Raw genomic sequence first — 18,881 nt, 5'->3', positions numbered from 1 at the left:
CGCCGCCGCGCACGAGTATGCCGCCGCCCCGGCCACCGGGCTCCGGCCGTGGGCGGCTGTCGGCTTCCTTCTAGCGCGAGGTGGCCTCGTGCGGGTACGACAGAGGTATGACTGGACACATCGCAGAGGCAGAGGTCATCGTCGCCGCGTCGCCGCGTGCCGTCTGGGGCGCCCTGACGGACCCGGAGCAGGTGAGGTCGTGGATGGCCGGCACCACCCTGACCACCGACTGGGAGGTCGGCAGCCCGATCACGTGGCAGGGCGAGATGGACGGGAAGTCCTACGAGGACAAGGGAGAGGTGCTCGAGGTCGAGGAGGGCCACCGCCTCTCGATGACCCACTACAGCCCGCTCATGGGTCAGGAGGACCGGCCCGAGAACTACCACACGGTGACCTACACGCTGACTCCGACGAGGGACGGTCGCACGACCCTGGCCCTCGAGCAGGACGGCAACGACTCGCAGGAGCAGGCCGACCAGTTCTCCCAGAGCTGGCAGGGCATGCTCGAGTCCCTGAAGTCCACCGTCGAGTCGGCCTGACACCCCGGGCCTCACGGGCGGCGGTGCGCCACCACGAGATCGGCGCCGACCCGAACGGGTCGGCGCCGATGGCGTCCGGTGGTGCAGATCAGCCGAGACGAGCCTCGAGCGAGATCGGCACGGCCTTGAGGGCCTGGCTCACGGGGCAGTTGGCCTTGGCGTCCTCGGCGGCGGCCTGGAAGTCCTCGGCCGAGATGCCGGGCACGTCGGCGACGACGCTCAGCGCGATCTCCGTGATGCCCGTGCCCGGGACGAACGTGACGTTCGCCGTGGTGTCGAGCGTGGTCGGGGGCGTTCCGGCCTTGGCGAGGCCGTTCGACAGCGCCATCGAGTAGCACGAGGAGTGCGCTGCGGCGATGAGCTCCTCGGGGCTCGTCCTGCCGTTCGCCGCCTCCGCCCGCGAGGGCCAGTTGACGTCGTAGGTGCCGATGCCCGAGCTCTCGAGGCTGACCTGGCCGGAGCCCTCGAAGAGGGAGCCCTCCCAGTGCGTGCTGGCGGTGCGAGTGGTGCCCATGCCTTGCTCCTTCGCTGTGCTGTCGACTCGGCCGGACCGTCGCCGGCCTCCGGAGGGGGAACGACAGCAGCCTTGCCCGCTGTTCCCCGCTGGGCAAGGGGTTCGCCTGTCGAGACGCGCCGCAGGAGGCGCGGCCGCGGCGGTTCAGCGCGCGGCGAGCGACGCGTCGTAGAGCGCCTTCTTGGACAGGCCGGTGCGCGACGCGACGTCGGCCGCGACGTCCTTGAGCCGCTCCCCCGCCTCCACCCGCGTGCGTATGCCGGCGACGGCCTCCTCGAGGGACGGCACCACCCGCTCGGCACCGGCCACGACGACCGTGATCTCGCCCTTGACGCCGCCCTCGGCCCAGGCGACGAGCTCGTCGAGCGTGCCGCGCCGGACCTCCTCGTAGGTCTTCGTCAGCTCGCGGCACACGGCCGCCCTGCGGTCGGCGCCGAACGCGTCCCGCATCGCCGCGAGGGTCTCGGCCAGCCGGTGGGGCGCCTCGAAGAACACGATGGTGCGGCGCTCGTCCGCGACCTCGGCGAGGACCTTGGCCTTCTCACCCGGCTTGCGCGGTAGGAAGCCGTCGAAGCAGAACCGGTCGACGGGCAGCCCCGAGACCGCCAGCGCCATGAGGACCGCGCTCGGCCCGGGAACGCACGTCACGCGTACGCCCGCCTCCACCGCGGCGGCGACGAGGCGGTAGCCGGGGTCGGAGACGGACGGCATACCGGCGTCGGTGACGACGACGACGCGCTCCCCGGCGACGAGCCGGGAGACGAGGTCGGGCGTACGCGCCGCCTCGTTGTGCTCGTGGTAGCTGACGACGGACCCGCTCGGCGTGACGGCGAGGTCCGCGAGCAGGCGGCGCAGGCGACGCGTGTCCTCGGCTGCGACGACGTCCGCGGTCGCGAGCTCCAGTGCCAGCCGGGGCGCCGCGTCCCGGGGGTCGCCGATGGGGGTGGCCGCGAGGACGAGGGTGCCGGGGGTCATGCCGTCATCCTCGCAGGGACACCGCTTCGGTCCCCGCGACGCGACCGCCGCGCCACCGACCCCGTGGCGGACCGTCTCGGCCCAGGGCCGCCGACGACCGCGACAACCGTCCACCTGGTGGACGTCTGTGTCCACGGAGCGGTCCCCATCGTGGACTCGAAACGCCTCCGAAACCTCGAAGCGGTACGACAGACCCATGACCAGTCAGGGCCACGCCACGACCGAGCAGCTCCTCGAGGCCGACCGGCGCGAGCCGAACGCCGCGACGTTCGCCTCGGGCGTCTCGTCGGCGCATCAGCACGCGGCGCTCCGGGCGTCCGTGCGACAGCTGGGCGCGCTGCTCGGCGAGGCGCTCGAACGCCACGAGGGCGCCGACCTGCTCGCGCTCGTCGAGAAGGTGCGCGGCCTGGCCCGGGAGCCCGAGGACGACGAGCTGCGTGCGCTGCTCGAGGGCGTCGACGCGCCGACCGCCGTCGTCCTGGCCCGCGCCTTCACCGCCTACTTCCAGCTCGTCAACGTCACCGAGCAGCTGCACCGCTGGCAGGAGCTGAGCGCCGTCGAGAAGACGCCGCTGGCCGCGACCGTCGGGCGCATCGGTGCCGCCCTCGAGGCCGGCACCCTCGAGCGGGACGAGCTGGAGACCATCCTGGGCCGTCTGGAGTACCGCCCCGTCTTCACGGCGCACCCCACCGAGGCGACGCGGCGCACCGTGCTCAACCTGCTCCGGCGGATCGCCGTCACGGTCGATGAGCTCGAGGACCCCCGCCGACCCGTGTCGGACGGTCCGCGGGCCGCGCGACGGCTGGCCGAGCTCGTCGACATGATGTGGCAGACCGACGAGCTGCGGATCGTCCGGCCCGAGCCCACCGACGAGGCCCGCACCGCGATGCACACCCTCCGCTTCCTCGCCGACCAGGTGGTGCCCGACCTGCTCGCCGAGCTCGACCGGACGCTCGCAGGCATCGGCGTGGAGCTGCCGCCCTCGGCCCGGCCCCTGCGCTTCGGCGCCTGGGCGGGCGGCGACCGCGACGGCAACCCCAACGTCTCCCCCGAGGTCACCCTCGAGGTGATCGGCATGCAGCACGACGCCGGCCTCGCCGAGCTCGTCGAGAAGCTCGACCACATGCTCCACGAGCTGTCGTCGTCGACACGCTTCGTCGACGTCACCGACGCGATGCGCGAGAGCCTCGAGCGGGACGCGCAGGCCCTGCCGGTGACCTACGCCGCCGTGCGCCGGCTCAACGCCGAGGAGCCCTACCGGCTCAAGCTCAGCTTCGTGCGGGTCCGCCTCCTGCGCACCCGTGACCGGCTCACCCACGGCACCCCGCACGAGCCCGGACGTGACTACACCGGTTTCGACGAGCTGCTCGACGACCTCGTGCTCATGCGCGAGTCGATGCTCGCGGCCGGGGACACGCTCACGGCGGACGGGGCCATCCTGCGGCTCATCCGCACCGCGGTCGCCACCGGCACCGGCCTCGCCACGCTCGACGTGCGGGAGCACAGCGCCAAGCACCACGCCGCCCTCGCCGAGCTCTACGACCGCATCGGCGGACTCGACACCCCCTACGACGAGCTCGACCACGCGGCACGCATCGAGCTGCTCTCGCGGGAGATGGCCTCGCGCCGGCCGCTCACCGGCGTCGGCGTCCACGACGTCGGTGACTCCGCGTCGGCCTCACTGTCGCTTATGACCGCCATCGGGCGCGCGCTCGACACCTACGGCCCGGAAACGGTCGAGACCTACATCGTGTCGATGACCCACGACGTCGACGACCTCTTCGCAGTCGTCGTCCTGGCCCGCGAGGCGGGGCTCGTCGACACCGGCACCGACACGACGCCCGCCACCGCCCGCATCGGCTTCGCCCCGCTCTTCGAGACCGTCGCCGAGCTCGAGGCCGCCGGACCGCTGCTCGACGCTCTGCTCTCCGACCCGTCGTACCGCCGCGTCGTCGCGGCCCGCGGCGACGTGCAGGAGATCATGCTCGGCTACTCGGACTCCTCGAAGGACGCGGGAATCGCGGCGTCCCAGTGGCAGATCCACCGGGCGCAGCGCGCGCTGCGGGACGTGGCACGCCAGCACGGCGTCGTCCTGCGGCTCTTCCACGGACGAGGCGGTTCGGTCGGACGCGGCGGCGGCCCGACCGGCGAGGCGATCCTCTCCCAGCCGTACGGCAGCCTCGACGGTCCGATCAAGATCACCGAGCAGGGCGAGGTCATCAGCGACAAGTACACGCTGCCGGGACTCGCGCGCTTCAACCTCGAGGTCGCGCTGGCCGCGGTGCTCGAGGCCTCCGTCCTGCACCGGAGGTCACTGCTGCCGCAGGACCTCCTCGACGGCTGGAACGGCACCATGGACCTCGTCGCCGGCCGCGGACAGGACGCCTACCGCACCCTGGTGCGAGACCCAGGGCTGGTGCCCTTCTTCGTGTCGGCGACGCCCGTCGACGAGCTGGGCAAGATGAACATCGGCTCGCGGCCCTCCAAGCGACCCGGCGGCGAAGGCGGTCTCGACGACCTCCGGGCCATCCCCTGGGTCTTCGGCTGGACCCAGTCGCGGATCATCCTGCCGGGCTGGTTCGGCGTCGGCTCCGGCCTCGCCGCCGCGCGGGAGGACGGCCGGGAGAAGACGCTGCGCGAGATGTACGGCTCGTGGGCCTTCTTCCGCACGTTCCTCTCCAACGTCCAGATGACGCTCGCGAAGTCGGACCTCGACATCGCAGCGGGCTACGTGCGGGCGCTGGTGCCCGACGACGTGGCCGGGGTCTTCGACACGATCCGTGAGGAGCATGCCCGCACCGTCGAGGAGGTGCTCCGCGTCACCGGCCAGAAGGAGCTGCTCGAGTCGGCGCCCGTCCTGCGTCGCACGCTCGACCTGCGTGACAGCTATCTCGCGCCGCTGCACGCACTGCAGACCTCGCTGCTCGCGCGGTCGCGGGCCGTGCCCGACGACGCCGAGCCGGACGCCGACGTGCAGCGGGCGCTGCTGCTGACGATCAACGGCATCGCCGCGGGGCTGCGCAACACCGGCTGACCACGTATGCCGTGCGGTTGCAACGGCGCCACGGCGCCGTTGAGGCGCCGTTGCGGCCCCGCTTCGGGGCCCGATGACGACTGGAACTGCGCCACGGCGCGGTTCCGGTGTCAGCCGGTGGTCGGGTCGCCGGCGGCGCGGAGCATCCGGGCGGCCTGCTCGCGCATGGTCTCGCGCAGCTCGGGCGGCTCGAGCACGGTCATCTCCCACGGCAGGGCACCGATGTGCATGGCCATGGCGCCCAGGTGGTTGCCACCGGCCTCGAAGATGCAGCGGTCGGGGCCGTCGGACGTCACGGTGCCGACCGATGGCGGAATCTGCTTCTCCACCAAGGACTTCGGTGCCTCGATGCGCACCCGCGCGACGTGGTCATAGGCGCCGCGGCTGATCGAGCGCTGCACGTACGCGGCCGCCTCGGGCGCCTCGCGCGGGGTGAAGCGCCACCCGCGAGCCTCGGCGTCGGCCATGCGGTCGAGCCGGAACGTGCGCCAGTCCTCGCGGTCGAGGTCGTAGGCGAGGAGATACCACCGGCGTCCGGTGGCGACGAGGCGGTAGGGCTCGACCCGGCGTTCCCCCGAACCGCGCGGGCCGGCATACGCGAAGGTGACGCGCTCGGTCTCACGGCAGGCGCGGGCGAGCAGCAGGAGGGTGGCGGCGTCGACGGTCGCCGCCCCGCTGTCGAGCGTGACGGTGGCCTCGTGGATGGCCTCGACCTGTGCGCGGAGCCGACCCGGCAGCACCTGGTCGAGCTTGGCGAGCGTCCGCACCGCGGCCTCCCCCAGCCCCTCGACCGTGCCCCCGGCCGCGAGTCGGAGGCACACGGCGACGGCGACCGCCTCCGTGTCGTCGAGCAGGAGCGGTGGCAGCCGGCGGCCGGCGCCGAGCTGGTAGCCCCCTCCGGCTCCGTGGGCGGCGTTGACGGGGTAGCCGAGGTCGCGCAGGCGCTCGACGTCGCGGCGCACGCTGCGCGTCGTGACGCCGAGCCGGTCGGCGAGCTCGGTGCCGCTCCAGACGGGTCGGCTCTGGAGCAGGTCGAGCAGCCGGAGCACGCGGGCCGTCGTGCCGGTGCCGCCGTCGGACGTCGTGGACATGATGCCAGCATGACAGCCTCTGCGGACAGAATCTGTCCTATATGGCTGCGAGGCTCGAGCCATGACCACGACACAGACCTCCATCGACTGGACCTCCGCCCTCGTCGACCAGGCCGCGCGGCACTGGACCAACCAGCTGCGCCCGCGCTTCGAGGGCCTCACCGACGACGAGTACCTCTGGGAGCCCACCCCAGGGGCCTGGAACGTCCATCCCCGCGGCCAGGGAGCGACCGAGATCCAGGGCGGGAGCGGAGAGCTGACGATCGACTTCGCCCATCCGGAGCCCGTCCCCGCGCCCATGACGACGATCGCGTGGCGGCTCGCCCACGTCATCGTCGGGGTGCTGGGCGCCCGCGTGCACAGCCACTTCGGCGGACCCGACGTCGACTACCTCACCTTCGACTACGCCGGCACGGCCGACGAGGCGCTGGCCCAGGTCGACGCGGCCTTCGCGGCGTGGACCGCCGGCGCCCGGGGCTGGGACGAGGAGGCCCTCGCCGAACCGTGCGGCCCGAGCGAGGGCCCGTGGGCCGAGCACCCGCGGGTCGAGCTCGTGCTGCACATCAACCGGGAGCTCATCCACCACGGGGCCGAGATCGCCCTGCTCCGTGACCTCTACGCCCACCGCAACGACTGAGGGCAGGAGCAGCCATGGCCGCAAACGTCCCACCCGTCGCCGACGAGCGCGAGAGTCTCATCGCCTACCTCGACCAGCAGCGCGACGCCTTCGTCTCCGTCTCCCACGGCCTCACCGAGGAGCAGATCCGGATCGCACCGACCGCCGGCACCCTGAGCATCGGCGGGCTCGTCAAGCACGTCACCACCTGCGAGCGCGGGTGGACGGAGCGGATGGCCGCGGCGCCGGACGCGCCGGCGCCGCCCGACCGCTCAGTCGAGGAGCAGGCGACCGCCTGGGGTGACGACTTCCGCGTCACCGGCGGCGACACCCTCGAGTCGCTCCTCGCCGCGCTGGCGTCGCAGGGTGACGTCACCCGCGACGTCCTGCGGTGTGCCGACCTCGGCGCCGCAGTACCCGTGCCGCGCGACGCCCCGTGGTTCCCGAAGGACGTCGATGCCTGGTCGGTGCGCTGGGTCGCGATGCACCTCGTCGAGGAGCTCGCACGCCATGCCGGGCACGCCGACATCATCCGCGAGTCGATCGACGGCGCGACGATGTACGAGCTCGTGGCCGCGCGAGAGGGATGGCCCGAGACGCCGTGGCTCAAGCCGTGGCGCCCGGCGGCCACCACGAGCGCCTGAACGCGAGCGCCGTTGCAGGACAAAGGCGAAGGGCCCTTGGGAGTATGAGTCTCAAGGGCCCTTCTGGGTGACCGGTCGATGGTGACGCTCCCGATCGACTCCTCGTCGTCTCCGGTCCCGGCCGCCTCGTCACCCGGCTGCCGCAGTGGGTCGCCCCACCGTGTGGACCCTCGTCTCCGAGTTGTCCCGCTCTCCCCGAGGGGAGGGCGTGAGAGATTTCTATCCCCCTCCGGCGAGGTCCGCAAGGGCTTTCGCAAAACTCTTCGACGGTCCACAGGCGGGCGGCGTGTCGTCCACAGAAGTGGGCCCCTTCTCCACACTACCGAGCCGAGGGTGCACAGCTTGTGCACCGGCCCTGTGGAGAACGGCAGTCAGTGGGAGTCGTGACCCACCTCGTCGAGAACGGCCGTGAGAACGGCGATCCCGACCGCCGCCGACTGCGCCCGATCACGGTCTCCCGCAGCGGCATACGCGGCCTCCGCCTCGACGAGCGACTGGACCTCGGCGAGGACGAGCGAGCGCTCGGCGTCCTCGCCCAGCAGGCGCCGCTGCGCCTCCGTCGCGCCGAGCCCGACGGCCGCTCCGGCCACGTCAGCCGACGCGGTCGGGGTCGGCCCGTCATGGACGGGCACGGCCTCGGCGTTCTCGATCGCGGCCACCGCGCTGCGGAGCGCGCTGACGGCCGCGCGGTCACGCTCGCGCATCGCCGTGGTCAGACGGGTCCGGAGGACAGGGCGCAGCGAGGAGGACATGCCGAGACCGTATGCCGCCGCCCGCCTTGTGCGCCAAAGAGTTTCGTCCGCGACTCGGCTCAGTCCGGCGGAAGAAGGCGCTCCCGGAAGAACTCTCGGACGGCCGCGACCGCCTCCGGGTGCTTGTGGTCCGTGAGGGTCGCGTGGTCGTGGCCGTCGAGCTCCACCGCGATGAAGCCGTCGCCGAGCTCACGACGCAACGTCTCGAACCGCGTCCCCGTGGCCCAGTCACCGCGGTATCGGACGCCGAGCACCGGGCATCCCTGCGCGACACGGCGTCGCACCGCCTCGAGGTCCGAGGCATCCAGGTTGATGTCTGCCGCCCGCCGACGGCCCAGCGGCAGGGGTGTCGCCGGCTGGGCGACGACCGGTGCGACCACGACGGGGTCGACCATCATGGCGAGCGCGAACCCGCCGGTCACGCACATCCCGATCGCGCCCACCCCCGGACCGCCCGCGCGGACGTGCAGGTCCCGCGCGAGCGCACGCAGCCACCCGGCGAGCGGCGCGGTGCGGCCGGTCGCGAACATCGTGAACTCGCGGGTGACGCAGAGACGCGGCACGACTCGCATCGCCTCCCACGTGCGCGGCGGTGCGTGCGACGAGCCGAACAGGTGCGGCATCGTCACGGTGAAGCCGTCCTCGACGAGCTCGTCACCCAGCTCGATGACCTCGGGGGTCAGGCCCGGGCTCTCGTGCACGACGACGATCCCCGGTCCCACGCCACGCTCGTAGACGGGGTAGGCGAATCCGTCCTCGGCGAACGACCCGCGGGACCAGCCCGTCAGCAATGACATGCACAGGACCCTACGGCGGCCCGGCGCTCCCGTGGGCGGAGTCGGCCGCGCGGCTACAGTGACGCCATGTCGAGCGACGCCGGCGCGGCCCCGACCCAGGCTCCCGCCCAGAGCGGCGGGCCCCTCGCGCGGTTCCTGTCCCGGCCCTCGCCACGGGACCCGTCACCTGTCACCGACCCGGCTGCGCGCCGCGGGCTGCGCTGGGAGACGGTCCTCGTCCTCGGTGTGAGTCTCGGGTCGTCGGCCGTCTACGCCGTGCTCAGCATCATCGAGAAGCTGAGCCGCCCGGTCCCGCTGTCGCAGCAGACGACGGCGATGAACCAGTCGGCGACCCCGGGGCGGCCCTGGCTCGACCTCGCCTACCAGCTCGCCGGCATCGTGCTGCCCCTCGTCGCCGTCGCCCTCGCCCTCTACCTGCTCAACCACATCCGCCGGCCCGCCGTCGACGTGCGGGCCGGCCACTTCGTCGGCCTCGACCGCCGGGAGCCGGGGCGCGACCTGCTGCGCGGGCTCGGGCTCGCCGCCGTCATCGGCATCCCCGGGCTGGCGTTCTACTTCCTCGCCAAGGCCATCGGCATCAACACCCAGGTGTCGGCCGCGAACCTCGAGGCCGTGTGGTGGTCGGCGCCGGTGCTCGTCCTGGCGGCCGTCGAGAACGCCCTCCTCGAGGAGGTCGTCATGGTCGGCTACCTCTTCACCCGGTGGCGCCAGACGGGGTGGTCGTGGCCGCTCGTCATCGGGCTCTCGGCCCTGATCCGCGGGAGCTACCACCTCTACCAGGGCTTCGGCGGATTCGCCGGCAACATCGTCATGGGCCTCGTCCTCGGGCTGGTCTTCGTGCGCACCCGGCGCGTCATGCCACTCGTCGTCTGCCACGCGCTCCTCGACACGGTGGCCTTCGTCGGCTACTCGGTGCTGCGGGCACGCGGAGTCTCGATCTGACCGTCCGTGCGCGCCTCCTGCGGCGGGCTGCACACCCCACCCAGCCACACTGCATACGATGTCGCCCATGAACTCGGCCAGACAGGTGCGCGCTCGCCTGCTCGGGGACCCGGCCGACGACTTCCGACTGACCCGCCGCACCGCCGGCCGCATCGCGTGGCTCGGCTGGGCCGGGCCCCTCTTCTTCATGCTCGTCGGCGGCGTCATGCGCTTCTGGCACGTGGGCGCCCCGCACCAGCTGGTCTTCGACGAGACGTACTACGTCAAGCAGGGCTGGTCGATGGTCCTCTACTGGTTCGAGATGAAGAACGACGACGTGCTTCAACAGGCCAACCAGGTCGACCAGCACTTCACCGCCAACGACCCGATGGTCTACGGCATCGAGGGCGACTTCGTCGTCCACCCGCCCGTCGGCAAGTGGCTCATCGGTTGGGGCGAGACGCCCTTCGGCATCCTCAACTCCTTCGGCTGGCGCTTCGCCGTCGCCCTCGCCGGGACGATCTCGATCTTCATGCTCGGGCGGATCGCGCGCCGGCTCTTCCGGTCCGACCTCCTCGGCACCGTGGCGGCCGCGCTGCTCGCCTTCGAGGGCCACCACTTCGTCCACTCGCGCACCGGGCTGCTCGACATCTTCGTCATGTTCTTCGGGCTCGCCGCGTTCGGTGCCCTCCTCATCGACCGCGACCAAGCCCGCGAGGTGCTCGCCCGCAAGGTCGGTGACCGCGCCCGCGCCGCGACGTCGTGGCTGGGTCCGTGGCTCGGCTGGCGGCCCTGGCGCTGGGTCGCCGGCATCATGCTGGGCCTCTCGGCCGGCGTGAAGTGGTCGGGGCTCTACTTCCTCGTCTTCTTCGGGGTGCTCACGGTCCTCTGGGACGTCGGCGCGCGCCGTGCCGCCGGCGTGCGCGGCTGGGGCGCCGCCGGCGTCGCCAAGGACGGGCCGTATGCGTTCGCGCAGCTCGTCGTCACCGCTGTCGTCACCTACGTGGCGAGCTGGACGGGCTGGATCCTCACCAAGGGCGGCTCGTTCCGCACGTGGGCCCAGAACAACCCGGACACCGACTACGGCTGGCTGCCCGACTGGTGGCGCTCGCTCTGGGCCTACCACCAGCAGATGTACGCCTCGACGCAGGCGATCACCTCCTCGCACCCCTACCAGACCAACCCGTGGTCCTGGCTCATCCAGGGGCGGCCGACGTCGTTCTTCTACGAGGGACCCAAGAAGGGCGCCGACGGGTGCCTCGTCGACCAGTGCAGCAAGGCGATCACCTCGCTCGGCACCGTCTCCATCTGGTGGGGCGCGGCGCTCGCGGTCTTCGTGCTGCTCTTCATGTGGGCCCTGCGCCGCGACTGGCGGGCCGGCGCGATCCTCTGCGGCCTTTTCGCCGGCTACCTGCCGTGGTTCTTCCTCGGCAACCGCACCATCTACTCCTTCTACGAGGTCGCCTTCGTCCCGTGGGTGGTGCTGGCGTGCGTCTACGTCCTCGGCCTCATCGTCGGAGGCCGGGAGTCGTCGTTGACCCGCCGCCGCATCGGCTACGGCGTCATGGGTGCGTTCGTCCTCCTCACGATCGGGCTCTTCGCGTTCTTCCACCCGATCTACGTCGCCGACGTCATCCCGCTGTCGGAGTGGCAGGCCCGGATGTGGTTCCCCAGCTGGGTCTGAGCCAGCCGACACGCGCCCGGGAGGGCACTGCGGGCGACTCCTCGATCCAGCGCGGTCGACCTGTACCCGCACATCCACCCTTCCGACAGCCGTTTCCCGGACGGGCAACACCGAACGTACGCCCGACCCCGCCACCCCGAAAAGCCGCGGCCCCAAAGGCTCGCGCGTCGGCCTCTTGACACAGAGGTGAGCCAGTTCCGGACGTTCAGGCGGCGGGTCTCAAGAGAGCGAGGGAGTGCTGGGAGTGGCCAAGAACGGCCAGGTACGGCACATCGCGCCCTCCTTCGCGGGCTTCCTCGAGTTGTTCGCCGGCGAGTTGGAGTCATTCGCTGACGGGACCTCGACCCCGTCCTTCTAGCTCTTCGCGGCATGCTCCGGGCGTCCCGTCCTCAATACGACGATGTGGGCGTCGTACGAAGGCAGCTGGACCGCGAGGAGGGCGATCAGGCTTGACGTGCCTCCCGGTGATGGCCCGTGACGCGTCACTCGGTGGCGGCTCGACGCTGCTCGTCGTCGAAGGCGAGGTGTACGGCCGCATCCTTGGCGGAGGCGCCCGCGGCGACGGCCGAGCGGGTCAGCCCGATGTTGCGCGAGGTGGCGGCCATGGCAGCGGCGACCCGGCCGCGGCCGTAGGTCATCGAGTTGGCGGCGGCGACGCCGATGCTCGACCCGACCTCGATGGCGTCCTGGTCGGCGCCCATGTAGAGGAACTGCCACGCGTACTCGGAGGTCTGCCGCTCGATGAGCGCCTTGACCTGGGCGTGGGTGAGCTCGTGCGAGGAGTTCTCGTGGCCGTCGGTCATGATGCCGACGATGACGACGCCTGGCCGCTCGTGCTCGGGCAGGGCGGCGAGGCGGGTTCCGGCCTCGCCGAGGAGGCGCCCGATGGAGTCGAGCAACGCGGTGGACCCGCGTGGTGACAGGGACAGCGGCGGCACGTCGGCCACGGGTACGTCCTGGTAGACCTCCTCGTACTGGTCGTCGAACTGCGCCAGGGTGACCCGGCAGTCGCCGGGCTGGCTGCGCTGCTCGGCGATGAACGCGTCGAAGCCGCCCTCGGTGTCGTCCTTGATCGACTGCATCGACCCGCTGCGGTCGAGCAGGAAGTAGAGGTGCGTGAGGTTCGGGTTCGTCATGACGTCTCCTCCGTGGTCGGGCTGGGCTGGTGATCCTCAGGTGCTGCTGCGACGGCGGGCGCGGAAGCGCAGCGGGCGATCCGACGCCTCGGACGCGGGCCGGTGGCGTCCTTCCTCGAGGTCGTAGCGGGCACGCTCGACGCCGGCGGCGGTGACGCGTCCGGCCTCGGAGCCGTAGGCGCCGAGCAGGCTGGTGCGGGCCAGGCGCGGCCCGACGGCGTTCTCCGACAGCCCGGCCAGGGCGCCGGCGGTCCGGATCGTGCCGCCCTCGGCCACGAGGACCGCCGCCATCGCTTCGTCGACAGCGGATGTCAGGTGCTCCTGGGCGGCTCGCAGAAGCGGCAGCGCGTCGAGGGGGCGGGAGGCGTCGGCACGGTCGAGCGCCTCGCGCGCGGCGTCGACCGCGGTGCGCAGGGCCTGCTCCGTCTCGGCCGGGAGGGGCCGCAGTGCGTCGTCGTTCATCCAACGATCGTAGGCGCAGTAACTGCGGCACCGCAAGAGTTGAGCCGATCCGACGGGCCGGCCGGGTCATCCCGCCGTCATCCGCCTCGTCGGGGCGTCCTCGCCGAGAAGCAGATGCCGCAGGCCGCCGGGTTCTCGACCTTGGCTGCCAACAGTTGCTGCTGCCCCTGTACATAGGGGCCCAGAGAGAGTGCCGACAGCTAGGCGCCGGCCTGCGCAAGCTCCTTCGGTTCGGTGACGGGGTCGTGGGAGAGCATCTGACGTCGGGCGATGGTGCGCAGATCCTCGCGGCCCTGCTCGTCGAGCGGCCCACCGTTGGCGAGCTCCACCTCGACGACCAGCCACTGCCAGAGCTCTCGCACGAACGCGCAGAACTGCTCGCGGCCCCGGTCTGTCAGCTCCACCCGACTGTCCGCGCCGCACGACCTGGCCCTCGAGCTGCTCCTGCGCCGAGCGCCGGTCCGGGATCGCGAAGGCCGGTCCGATCTCGGAAGCCCCTGGCTGAGTCAGCCCCCGCATCGCGACCTGCTTCAGGAACAAGGCGACCACGAAGGCCAGCACCGCGACGGGGATGGCGGAGGCGAACACGTACTGAAGCGTGTCGGCATAGGCCGCCACGACCGTAGCCTGTTGAGCCGGCGGCAGGCCTTGGACACCGGCGGGACCCGACGCGACCTCGCCCTCCACCCGAGTGAGGTGACAGGTGAGGTGACGGGCCCGGGAGGGCACCGGGGCAACGACTCTGACTCCAGCGCGACCGGCTCACAACCCCACACCGGCTCTTCGGACAAGCCACTTCCCGGACCCGCCACCACCCAGCGTAGAACCCAGCCCCCAACATGTCTTGACCTAAAGGGGTGCCATGACCGGGCGTCCCGTCTTCAACGCGCCAGCTGAGGATGGGAGGCCAGCAGACTGGATCACTCTTCGGGTGGTCGTAGACGCTTCTGCACTCTTCGCTCGCACGCCGAGGTGGTCTACCGTCGTCAGCAACCAAGTCGGACGAGGGGACGGCCAAGGAATGAGCGGCGCGGCGAACGCTAAGAAGAATCAGGAAGGGCGATTCTCTGAGGAGGAGCGAACCGCGATGAGGGCCCGCGCGGCGGAGCTGAAGGCCGAGGTCCGCCGCGCCACCGCTGAGGAAAAGGCGGCAGCCGATGCGGCGGCTTTTGAGGCGAAGATCGCCGAAATGCCGCAGCCCGACCGCTCCACGGCTGAACGTGTTCACGCGATCGTGACCGAGGCCGCCCCAGAACTGCTGCCGAAGCTCTACTACGGTCAGCCGGGCTGGGCGAACGCCGGGGGAAAGGTCATTGTCTTCTTCAGGAGCGGCCTGCTGGACAAGGCACGCTATTCGACACTGGGATTTAGCGTCCAAGCCAAACTCGATGAAGAGGGCGGGCTCTGGCCAACCTCCTACGCCTTGGAAGAGGTGACCGACGACAGCGCGAAGACCATCGCGAAGCTCGTCGAGAAGGCCGTCCTGAACTGAGCTGACTGCTCGCACCGTCGTCAACCTCGGGCCTCGGTCCCTCGCGCCCCGATTCGCCCCCTCAGCAGGTCCTCGTGGGGGGATGTCTACAGACCAACCGGGTGTACGCCGCCCGCTACCGCCACCTCACCAGCCGGGTCACCCCGACCCCAGCCCAGACCGCGGTCGCCGGAGCGATCCTGCGGCAGCTGTACGCCGTCGTCACCCAACAGCGGGCATGGGACCCGACCATCGCCGCCCCCGGCACCACCTCGTGGAAGGCGATCTCCGCAACCACTGCGGCATAAAGGAATCCGCGCTTTCCTGCACCCGGACCCGGGGATGGAGGAACGACGCTCACGAGCTGGGCCGAGGTGAGCCTTCTTTGCGGCATTGAGAACCGCTCGCGGTATCTCGTCGGTCATCACAGGAAGCCCCGTCGCGTCGTCGACACAACCCGATCACACGCTGCCGAGCACGACCTCGATTAGCTATGCAGGGACCCACGACGAGACACCGGCACCCGCCCAGCCCTTGACGCTAAACACCTCACGCTGATGGTCGGACGTCCCGTCCTCACCGCAGCAGGAGCGGACGTTCGCATGTCGGATGTTCCTGCTCTCATGGGCACATGATTGAGGTCGTAGTCGGCGCGCTGGTTCGTGAACGTCGAGTCCTGCTCGCGTATCGGAGTCAGAACAAGCGTGCGTACCCAGCCGTTTGGGAGTTGCCCGGTGGTGTGGTGGAGCCCGGCGAGTCAGAACTTGACGCGCTGAGGCGGGAACTGCGCGAAGAGCTCGGCGTGCACATAGCGACTGGCTCGGCGTCTCATCTGTGCCGGCTGACCGTGGGACCGGCGGAAGGGCCCGCCCTCCTCAGCGCTTGGCTAGTGTCCGACTGGGAGGGGACGCCGGCGAATGTCGCTCCCGACGAACACGACGACATCCGATGGTTCGACATCGACGACATGCCTCCCCCCGTGCACGTTCCTGTGCGCGCCGCCTTGGTGGCTGCGATACGGAGTCACCGGCGCTGAAGTGCAACGCACTGTCATCGGCATGCGGGGAAAGGTTCCCGTCAGCGAGGCTGAGCTGGAGGCGGTCTTGGCGAGGCTGGCACGCGGCGGCACCCGGCTTGCCGACCTTCTCATCGTCCTGGCGTGGACGGGCCGCGGTGGGCGGAGGCTCGCGCCCTGCGGGTGGCCGACATCGTTGAGGTCCCGATGCCGGGCCGGCTGGTCCGCCGGTCACAAATCCGAGGGCGAGGCGGTCACGTCGACGAGGGCAGGTCCTCGCGCCGGCCCGCTCGCCAACCGCGTGCGGCCCATGGTCCGGGACATGCGCGTCAGGAAGGTCCGATGACCTGCTCCTGACGACCGATCGCGGGTCACAGCTGCACCGGTCGGCAGTTCTCCGCACCCTGCACGTCCAGAAACGCGAAGAAGGACCAGACGAAAAGCGTGTCCGGTCCTTCTTCGTGTTGTGGAGCTGAGGGGATTCGAACCCCTGACCTTCTCATTGCGAACGAGACGCGCTACCAACTGCGCCACAGCCCCAAGGTGCGAAGGAACGATAACACCACGCCGACCGGCATACCCAATCGACCCGCGCCCCCGCAGATCGTGGTGGATCGTCGGCTCCAGGCGCCGGGAAAGCACCACGACTGGACGCGGTCCCCGGCTCCCAGCGGCCGCGGCGGCTACGTCTGCGTCGACGCCTTCGGTGTCGACGCAGACGGCTCCGGCGCTGTCGACGTGGCTGACCGCGAGGGGGTCGGTGAGGGCGTCGGCTTGCCGGCCTCGGCGATCGCCTTCTCGAGCGCGGCGATCGTCGCGGCGTCCACCGTCCCGGTGGCAGGGACGTCGAGCTCGGTCTGGAACTCCTTGAGCGCCTCCGTCAGGGCGGGTGTCCACCGGCCGTCGACGGGGCCGTCCCAGAAGCCGGCGAGCTTGAGGGTCTGCTGCACGGCGGCGGTCGACGCGAGCTCCTCCTGGGCCGCTGCGCCGCCCTTCGCCTGCAGGTCCGACTGGAGCGCCTCCTGCGTCGCCTTGTCGACGGTGCCGGTGACCGGCAGCCCGTGAGCCTTCTGCAGCGCCTGCACGGCATCGACCGTCGACGGGCCGTAGACGCCGTCGACCTTGCCGGAGAAGTAGCCGGTGTCGCTGAGGGACTGCTGCAGCGCCGCCGTGTAGTCGTGCACCGCCTTCTGGGCGGACTTCTCCGCCTCGTCGGTGAGGCAGCCGGCGTCGGCGAACAGCGCTAGCCACGACATCTCCAGGGCCACCGCGGCAGCGTTGAACTGCTGGGCGGCCTGGCGCAGGGGCGTCTGGGCGGAGATGCCCTGCTGAGCCGCCGTGAACTCGGTCTCGGCCTGCTTGACCCGGTTCACCGTGGCCGGAGGCACGGTGGGGGCCGGGCTCGGCGTCGGGCTCGTGGCGCTCGACGACGAACCGGCGGCCGTGGTGTTCGCCGCAGCCGCGGCTGCCTGCGCGGCCGCCAGCTCCTTCTCGGCCGTCACCACCGCGGCCTGGGCGTCGACCGCTGCCTGCGCGGCTGCGGTCGCGTCCGCACGAGGCTGCTCGAGGTCGGTTCCGGCCGTCTGGACGTCCCCCACCGTAGGGGCGGTCGCGGTCAGGACGTCCCCGTAGCGGTCGACCGCCGTGACGTAGTCGGCCGCCGTCGTGCAGAAGTGCGCAGCGGCGGCCGCGGCGTCGGTCCGGGCCTGCGCGAGTGCCTGCTGCTTCACGGACACTCGTGCATCGGGCACTGCGGTCTCGTTGCTGCAGGCACCCAGGGCAAGCGCCCCCACCACGACGCACCCGGCGAGGCGGGCCATCGCTCGGCGGCCTGCTCCGGGTGGCCCCCCGGCGACGTCGTCGCGGTGGACGGCGTCAGCCGGGCGGGTCAGCGGTGACATGTCGGCACACCCCCCGTCAGGCGAGCGCCTTGGCCTTCAGCGCATCGAACTCGTCCTGCGTGAGGGTCCCGGAGTCGAGCAGGGCCTTGGCGCTGGCGATCTGGGCTGCCGGGCTCTCCGACGTCTGCGAGCCGGCCGCCGCCTGGCGGATGTACTCGTCCTGCTGGGCCTTCATCTGCGCCATCTCCGTCATCTGCCGCTCGGTCATGCTCCGACCGCGGGCGATGAGGTAGATCAGGGCGCCGAGCCAGGGAACGAGGATGAGCAGGACGGCCCAGCCGGCCTTGCCCCACCCGCTCAGCTCACGGTCGCGGAACAGGTCGAAGATGCACCGGAACCAGACGGTGATCGCGGCGATCCAGATGAAGAACCAGAAGCTCCACAGCAGGACGTCCCAGAAGTTGTTGGTGATGTTGTCCATGACAGTCCCCTCATAGCGGTGATCGTGGCGAATACCTGCCTCGTGGTGCACAGCCTGCCCTCGGCGTCCGGGTGCAGCCTCAGCCGCGGAGGGTGAACCCTCCGACCGCACTTTGGCCGGCGTGGCCGGCCGCCGTCCGCCTCCACGACCTCCCGCCCCCGCCGGCAAGGCGTCCGGGAGCGCCGGCTCGCGTGGTCTTTCATCCTGCGGGGGTGATGTTCGCCACGAGTCCAACAGTGACCGTGGGAGCGGTGGGAGGGCTCTCGTGGGGCCCCGAGCGGCGAGTGGACCGAATGACACAGTCCGCTCGGGGCAGCGCGACATCCGACACACGCCGCACGAGAGACAGGGCACCAATGATGGGTTCCGAGGCAAGTTCCCGGCCGGGCGTCAGGGTCGGGTCCACCAGCGAGTTCAGCTTGTTCTTCCACGTCAAGCCGGGACACGGCGAGGCCCTGCACCAGGCCCTCCGGGAATTGCAGGACGCGCCCGGCTACCGGCCCGGTGACTACGAGATGCCGATCGCCTCCATCCACGAGGCACGCTTCGTCCCCTTCGACGACGACACGCGGCTTCTCTTCGCCACGAGCTTCGACGGCCCCTGGGACGCGTACATGGAGGACTTCGCCGCGAAGCCGCTCAAGCTCTTCGACTCGATCTTCCAGCACGTCGTGGGCTACGAGGGCCTCCCGTCGTTGCAGGCGGTCAAGGACTTCATCCTGAGCGCGCAACAGACCGCCGGTGGCTACGCCCGAAACTACGGCGGCACGGTGAAGGAGATCCGCAAGGCCATCACGGTGAACGACGCCTTCCAGGAGGTCCTCGACGATCCCGAGGCCGCCGACGCCTTGCAGCATCCAGCGCTGCGACCGCTGCTCGACGTGGCCGCGGACTAGTCGACAGCCCTA

20 protein-coding genes and 1 tRNA gene are annotated in these 18,881 nt (G+C 71.1%); 10 read left to right on the top strand and 11 right to left on the bottom strand.

Annotation, left to right across the window (positions count from 1 at the left end; translation table 11 throughout):
• The first annotated feature begins 107 nt into the window (after positions 1-107).
• Positions 108-539, top strand: a complete 432-nt coding sequence (locus ASD90_RS20295) for an SRPBCC domain-containing protein (protein WP_056760455.1) — start codon at positions 108-110, stop codon at positions 537-539.
• A gap of 88 nt (positions 540-627) precedes the next feature.
• Here the strand turns inward: ASD90_RS20295 and ASD90_RS20290 are convergent, their stop codons facing one another.
• Positions 628-1,053, bottom strand: coding sequence for an OsmC family protein (locus ASD90_RS20290; protein WP_056760451.1), 426 nt, complete (start codon positions 1,051-1,053; stop codon positions 628-630).
• A gap of 144 nt (positions 1,054-1,197) precedes the next feature.
• Positions 1,198-2,028 (bottom strand): 16S rRNA (cytidine(1402)-2'-O)-methyltransferase, encoded by an 831-nt coding sequence (rsmI, locus tag ASD90_RS20285; protein ID WP_056760448.1) that lies wholly within the window; start codon positions 2,026-2,028, stop codon positions 1,198-1,200.
• A gap of 196 nt (positions 2,029-2,224) precedes the next feature.
• Between rsmI and ppc the strand changes: the two genes are divergently transcribed.
• Positions 2,225-5,062 (top strand): phosphoenolpyruvate carboxylase, encoded by a 2,838-nt coding sequence (gene ppc, locus ASD90_RS20280; RefSeq protein WP_082588913.1) that lies wholly within the window; start codon positions 2,225-2,227, stop codon positions 5,060-5,062.
• A gap of 110 nt (positions 5,063-5,172) precedes the next feature.
• On the opposite strand, the gene ASD90_RS20275 is transcribed toward ppc, so the two are convergent.
• The gene (locus ASD90_RS20275; protein WP_056760446.1) at positions 5,173-6,153 is read right to left on the bottom strand and encodes a YafY family protein; all 981 of its coding nucleotides are present in this window, start codon (positions 6,151-6,153) and stop codon (positions 5,173-5,175) included.
• Positions 6,154-6,214: 61 nt separating this feature from the next.
• Between ASD90_RS20275 and ASD90_RS20270 the strand changes: the two genes are divergently transcribed.
• Positions 6,215-6,790: a DinB family protein gene (locus ASD90_RS20270; RefSeq protein WP_157610615.1), complete on the top strand. Its 576-nt coding sequence runs from the start codon at positions 6,215-6,217 to the stop codon at positions 6,788-6,790.
• Positions 6,791-6,804: 14 nt separating this feature from the next.
• On the top strand, positions 6,805-7,413 hold the full coding sequence (locus ASD90_RS20265; protein ID WP_056760443.1) for a DinB family protein: 609 nt from the start codon (positions 6,805-6,807) through the stop codon (positions 7,411-7,413).
• 371 nt (positions 7,414-7,784) lie between these two features.
• Here the strand turns inward: ASD90_RS20265 and ASD90_RS20260 are convergent, their stop codons facing one another.
• Together ASD90_RS20260 and ASD90_RS20255 are read right to left on the bottom strand one after the other, a co-directional pair.
• The gene (locus ASD90_RS20260; RefSeq protein WP_056760441.1) at positions 7,785-8,165 is read right to left on the bottom strand and encodes a hypothetical protein; all 381 of its coding nucleotides are present in this window, start codon (positions 8,163-8,165) and stop codon (positions 7,785-7,787) included.
• Between the two features lie 59 nt (positions 8,166-8,224).
• Positions 8,225-8,962: a dienelactone hydrolase family protein gene (locus tag ASD90_RS20255; protein WP_056760439.1), complete on the bottom strand. Its 738-nt coding sequence runs from the start codon at positions 8,960-8,962 to the stop codon at positions 8,225-8,227.
• 66 nt (positions 8,963-9,028) lie between these two features.
• Between ASD90_RS20255 and ASD90_RS20250 the strand changes: the two genes are divergently transcribed.
• Both ASD90_RS20250 and ASD90_RS20245 read left to right on the top strand, forming a co-directional pair.
• Positions 9,029-9,904 (top strand): CPBP family intramembrane glutamic endopeptidase, encoded by an 876-nt coding sequence (locus tag ASD90_RS20250; protein WP_082588912.1) that lies wholly within the window; start codon positions 9,029-9,031, stop codon positions 9,902-9,904.
• Positions 9,905-9,971: 67 nt separating this feature from the next.
• Positions 9,972-11,567 carry a dolichyl-phosphate-mannose--protein mannosyltransferase gene (locus ASD90_RS20245; RefSeq protein WP_056760436.1) on the top strand — a complete coding sequence of 532 codons (1,596 nt, stop codon included), beginning with the start codon at positions 9,972-9,974 and terminating at the stop codon, positions 11,565-11,567.
• A gap of 482 nt (positions 11,568-12,049) precedes the next feature.
• Here the strand turns inward: ASD90_RS20245 and ASD90_RS20240 are convergent, their stop codons facing one another.
• The 3 genes from ASD90_RS20240 to ASD90_RS20230 all read right to left on the bottom strand — a co-directional run bounded on the left by ASD90_RS20240 (position 12,050) and on the right by ASD90_RS20230 (position 13,569).
• Positions 12,050-12,703: a vWA domain-containing protein gene (locus ASD90_RS20240; RefSeq protein WP_056760434.1), complete on the bottom strand. Its 654-nt coding sequence runs from the start codon at positions 12,701-12,703 to the stop codon at positions 12,050-12,052.
• 36 nt (positions 12,704-12,739) lie between these two features.
• On the bottom strand, positions 12,740-13,165 hold the full coding sequence (locus tag ASD90_RS20235) for a hypothetical protein (RefSeq protein WP_056760430.1): 426 nt from the start codon (positions 13,163-13,165) through the stop codon (positions 12,740-12,742).
• 200 nt (positions 13,166-13,365) lie between these two features.
• The gene (locus tag ASD90_RS20230) at positions 13,366-13,569 is read right to left on the bottom strand and encodes a hypothetical protein (protein WP_056760428.1); all 204 of its coding nucleotides are present in this window, start codon (positions 13,567-13,569) and stop codon (positions 13,366-13,368) included.
• Positions 13,570-14,186: 617 nt separating this feature from the next.
• Between ASD90_RS20230 and ASD90_RS20225 the strand changes: the two genes are divergently transcribed.
• The 3 genes from ASD90_RS20225 (at position 14,187) to ASD90_RS20215 (ending at position 15,672) form a co-directional block, all read left to right on the top strand.
• Positions 14,187-14,657 carry a DUF1801 domain-containing protein gene (locus ASD90_RS20225; protein ID WP_056760423.1) on the top strand — a complete coding sequence of 157 codons (471 nt, stop codon included), beginning with the start codon at positions 14,187-14,189 and terminating at the stop codon, positions 14,655-14,657.
• 101 nt (positions 14,658-14,758) lie between these two features.
• Positions 14,759-14,944 (top strand): hypothetical protein, encoded by a 186-nt coding sequence (locus ASD90_RS20220; RefSeq protein WP_056760420.1) that lies wholly within the window; start codon positions 14,759-14,761, stop codon positions 14,942-14,944.
• Positions 14,945-15,267: 323 nt separating this feature from the next.
• The gene (locus ASD90_RS20215; RefSeq protein WP_056760416.1) at positions 15,268-15,672 is read left to right on the top strand and encodes an NUDIX domain-containing protein; all 405 of its coding nucleotides are present in this window, start codon (positions 15,268-15,270) and stop codon (positions 15,670-15,672) included.
• A gap of 446 nt (positions 15,673-16,118) precedes the next feature.
• Here the strand turns inward: ASD90_RS20215 and ASD90_RS20205 are convergent.
• The 3 genes from ASD90_RS20205 to ASD90_RS20195 form a co-directional block, all read right to left on the bottom strand.
• Positions 16,119-16,191, bottom strand: a tRNA-Ala gene (locus ASD90_RS20205).
• Positions 16,192-16,334: 143 nt separating this feature from the next.
• Positions 16,335-17,552, bottom strand: a complete 1,218-nt coding sequence (locus ASD90_RS20200) for a peptidoglycan-binding protein (protein ID WP_056760408.1) — start codon at positions 17,550-17,552, stop codon at positions 16,335-16,337.
• 16 nt (positions 17,553-17,568) lie between these two features.
• Positions 17,569-17,973, bottom strand: coding sequence for an SHOCT domain-containing protein (locus tag ASD90_RS20195; protein WP_056760403.1), 405 nt, complete (start codon positions 17,971-17,973; stop codon positions 17,569-17,571).
• A gap of 419 nt (positions 17,974-18,392) precedes the next feature.
• On the opposite strand from ASD90_RS20195, the gene ASD90_RS20190 reads away from it, so the two are divergent.
• Positions 18,393-18,869, top strand: coding sequence for a hypothetical protein (locus ASD90_RS20190; protein WP_056760400.1), 477 nt, complete (start codon positions 18,393-18,395; stop codon positions 18,867-18,869).
• Positions 18,870-18,881 lie beyond the last annotated feature (12 nt).

Source organism: Terrabacter sp. Root181, from assembly GCF_001428505.1.
Classification (GTDB): Bacteria; Actinomycetota; Actinomycetes; order Actinomycetales; family Dermatophilaceae; genus Terrabacter.
The sequence above is the reverse complement of the archived record's forward strand: the minus strand, read 5'-3'. Positions and strand labels throughout refer to the sequence as shown.

Excerpts from the sequence above, each read along its gene's own strand:
- ASD90_RS20295 (WP_056760455.1), top strand. The coding sequence starts at position 108 with ATGACTGGACACATCGCAGAGGCAGAGGTCATCGTCGCCGCGTCGCCG.
- ASD90_RS20290 (WP_056760451.1), bottom strand. The coding sequence starts at position 1,053 with ATGGGCACCACTCGCACCGCCAGCACGCACTGGGAGGGCTCCCTCTTC.
- rsmI (WP_056760448.1), bottom strand. The coding sequence starts at position 2,028 with ATGACCCCCGGCACCCTCGTCCTCGCGGCCACCCCCATCGGCGACCCC.
- ppc (WP_082588913.1), top strand. The coding sequence starts at position 2,225 with ATGACCAGTCAGGGCCACGCCACGACCGAGCAGCTCCTCGAGGCCGAC.
- ASD90_RS20275 (WP_056760446.1), bottom strand. The coding sequence starts at position 6,153 with ATGTCCACGACGTCCGACGGCGGCACCGGCACGACGGCCCGCGTGCTC.
- ASD90_RS20270 (WP_157610615.1), top strand. The coding sequence starts at position 6,215 with ATGACCACGACACAGACCTCCATCGACTGGACCTCCGCCCTCGTCGAC.
- ASD90_RS20265 (WP_056760443.1), top strand. The coding sequence starts at position 6,805 with ATGGCCGCAAACGTCCCACCCGTCGCCGACGAGCGCGAGAGTCTCATC.
- ASD90_RS20260 (WP_056760441.1), bottom strand. The coding sequence starts at position 8,165 with ATGTCCTCCTCGCTGCGCCCTGTCCTCCGGACCCGTCTGACCACGGCG.
- ASD90_RS20255 (WP_056760439.1), bottom strand. The coding sequence starts at position 8,962 with ATGTCATTGCTGACGGGCTGGTCCCGCGGGTCGTTCGCCGAGGACGGA.
- ASD90_RS20250 (WP_082588912.1), top strand. The coding sequence starts at position 9,029 with ATGTCGAGCGACGCCGGCGCGGCCCCGACCCAGGCTCCCGCCCAGAGC.
- ASD90_RS20245 (WP_056760436.1), top strand. The coding sequence starts at position 9,972 with ATGAACTCGGCCAGACAGGTGCGCGCTCGCCTGCTCGGGGACCCGGCC.
- ASD90_RS20240 (WP_056760434.1), bottom strand. The coding sequence starts at position 12,703 with ATGACGAACCCGAACCTCACGCACCTCTACTTCCTGCTCGACCGCAGC.
- ASD90_RS20235 (WP_056760430.1), bottom strand. The coding sequence starts at position 13,165 with ATGAACGACGACGCACTGCGGCCCCTCCCGGCCGAGACGGAGCAGGCC.
- ASD90_RS20225 (WP_056760423.1), top strand. The coding sequence starts at position 14,187 with ATGAGCGGCGCGGCGAACGCTAAGAAGAATCAGGAAGGGCGATTCTCT.
- ASD90_RS20215 (WP_056760416.1), top strand. The coding sequence starts at position 15,268 with ATGATTGAGGTCGTAGTCGGCGCGCTGGTTCGTGAACGTCGAGTCCTG.
- ASD90_RS20200 (WP_056760408.1), bottom strand. The coding sequence starts at position 17,552 with ATGTCACCGCTGACCCGCCCGGCTGACGCCGTCCACCGCGACGACGTC.
- ASD90_RS20195 (WP_056760403.1), bottom strand. The coding sequence starts at position 17,973 with ATGGACAACATCACCAACAACTTCTGGGACGTCCTGCTGTGGAGCTTC.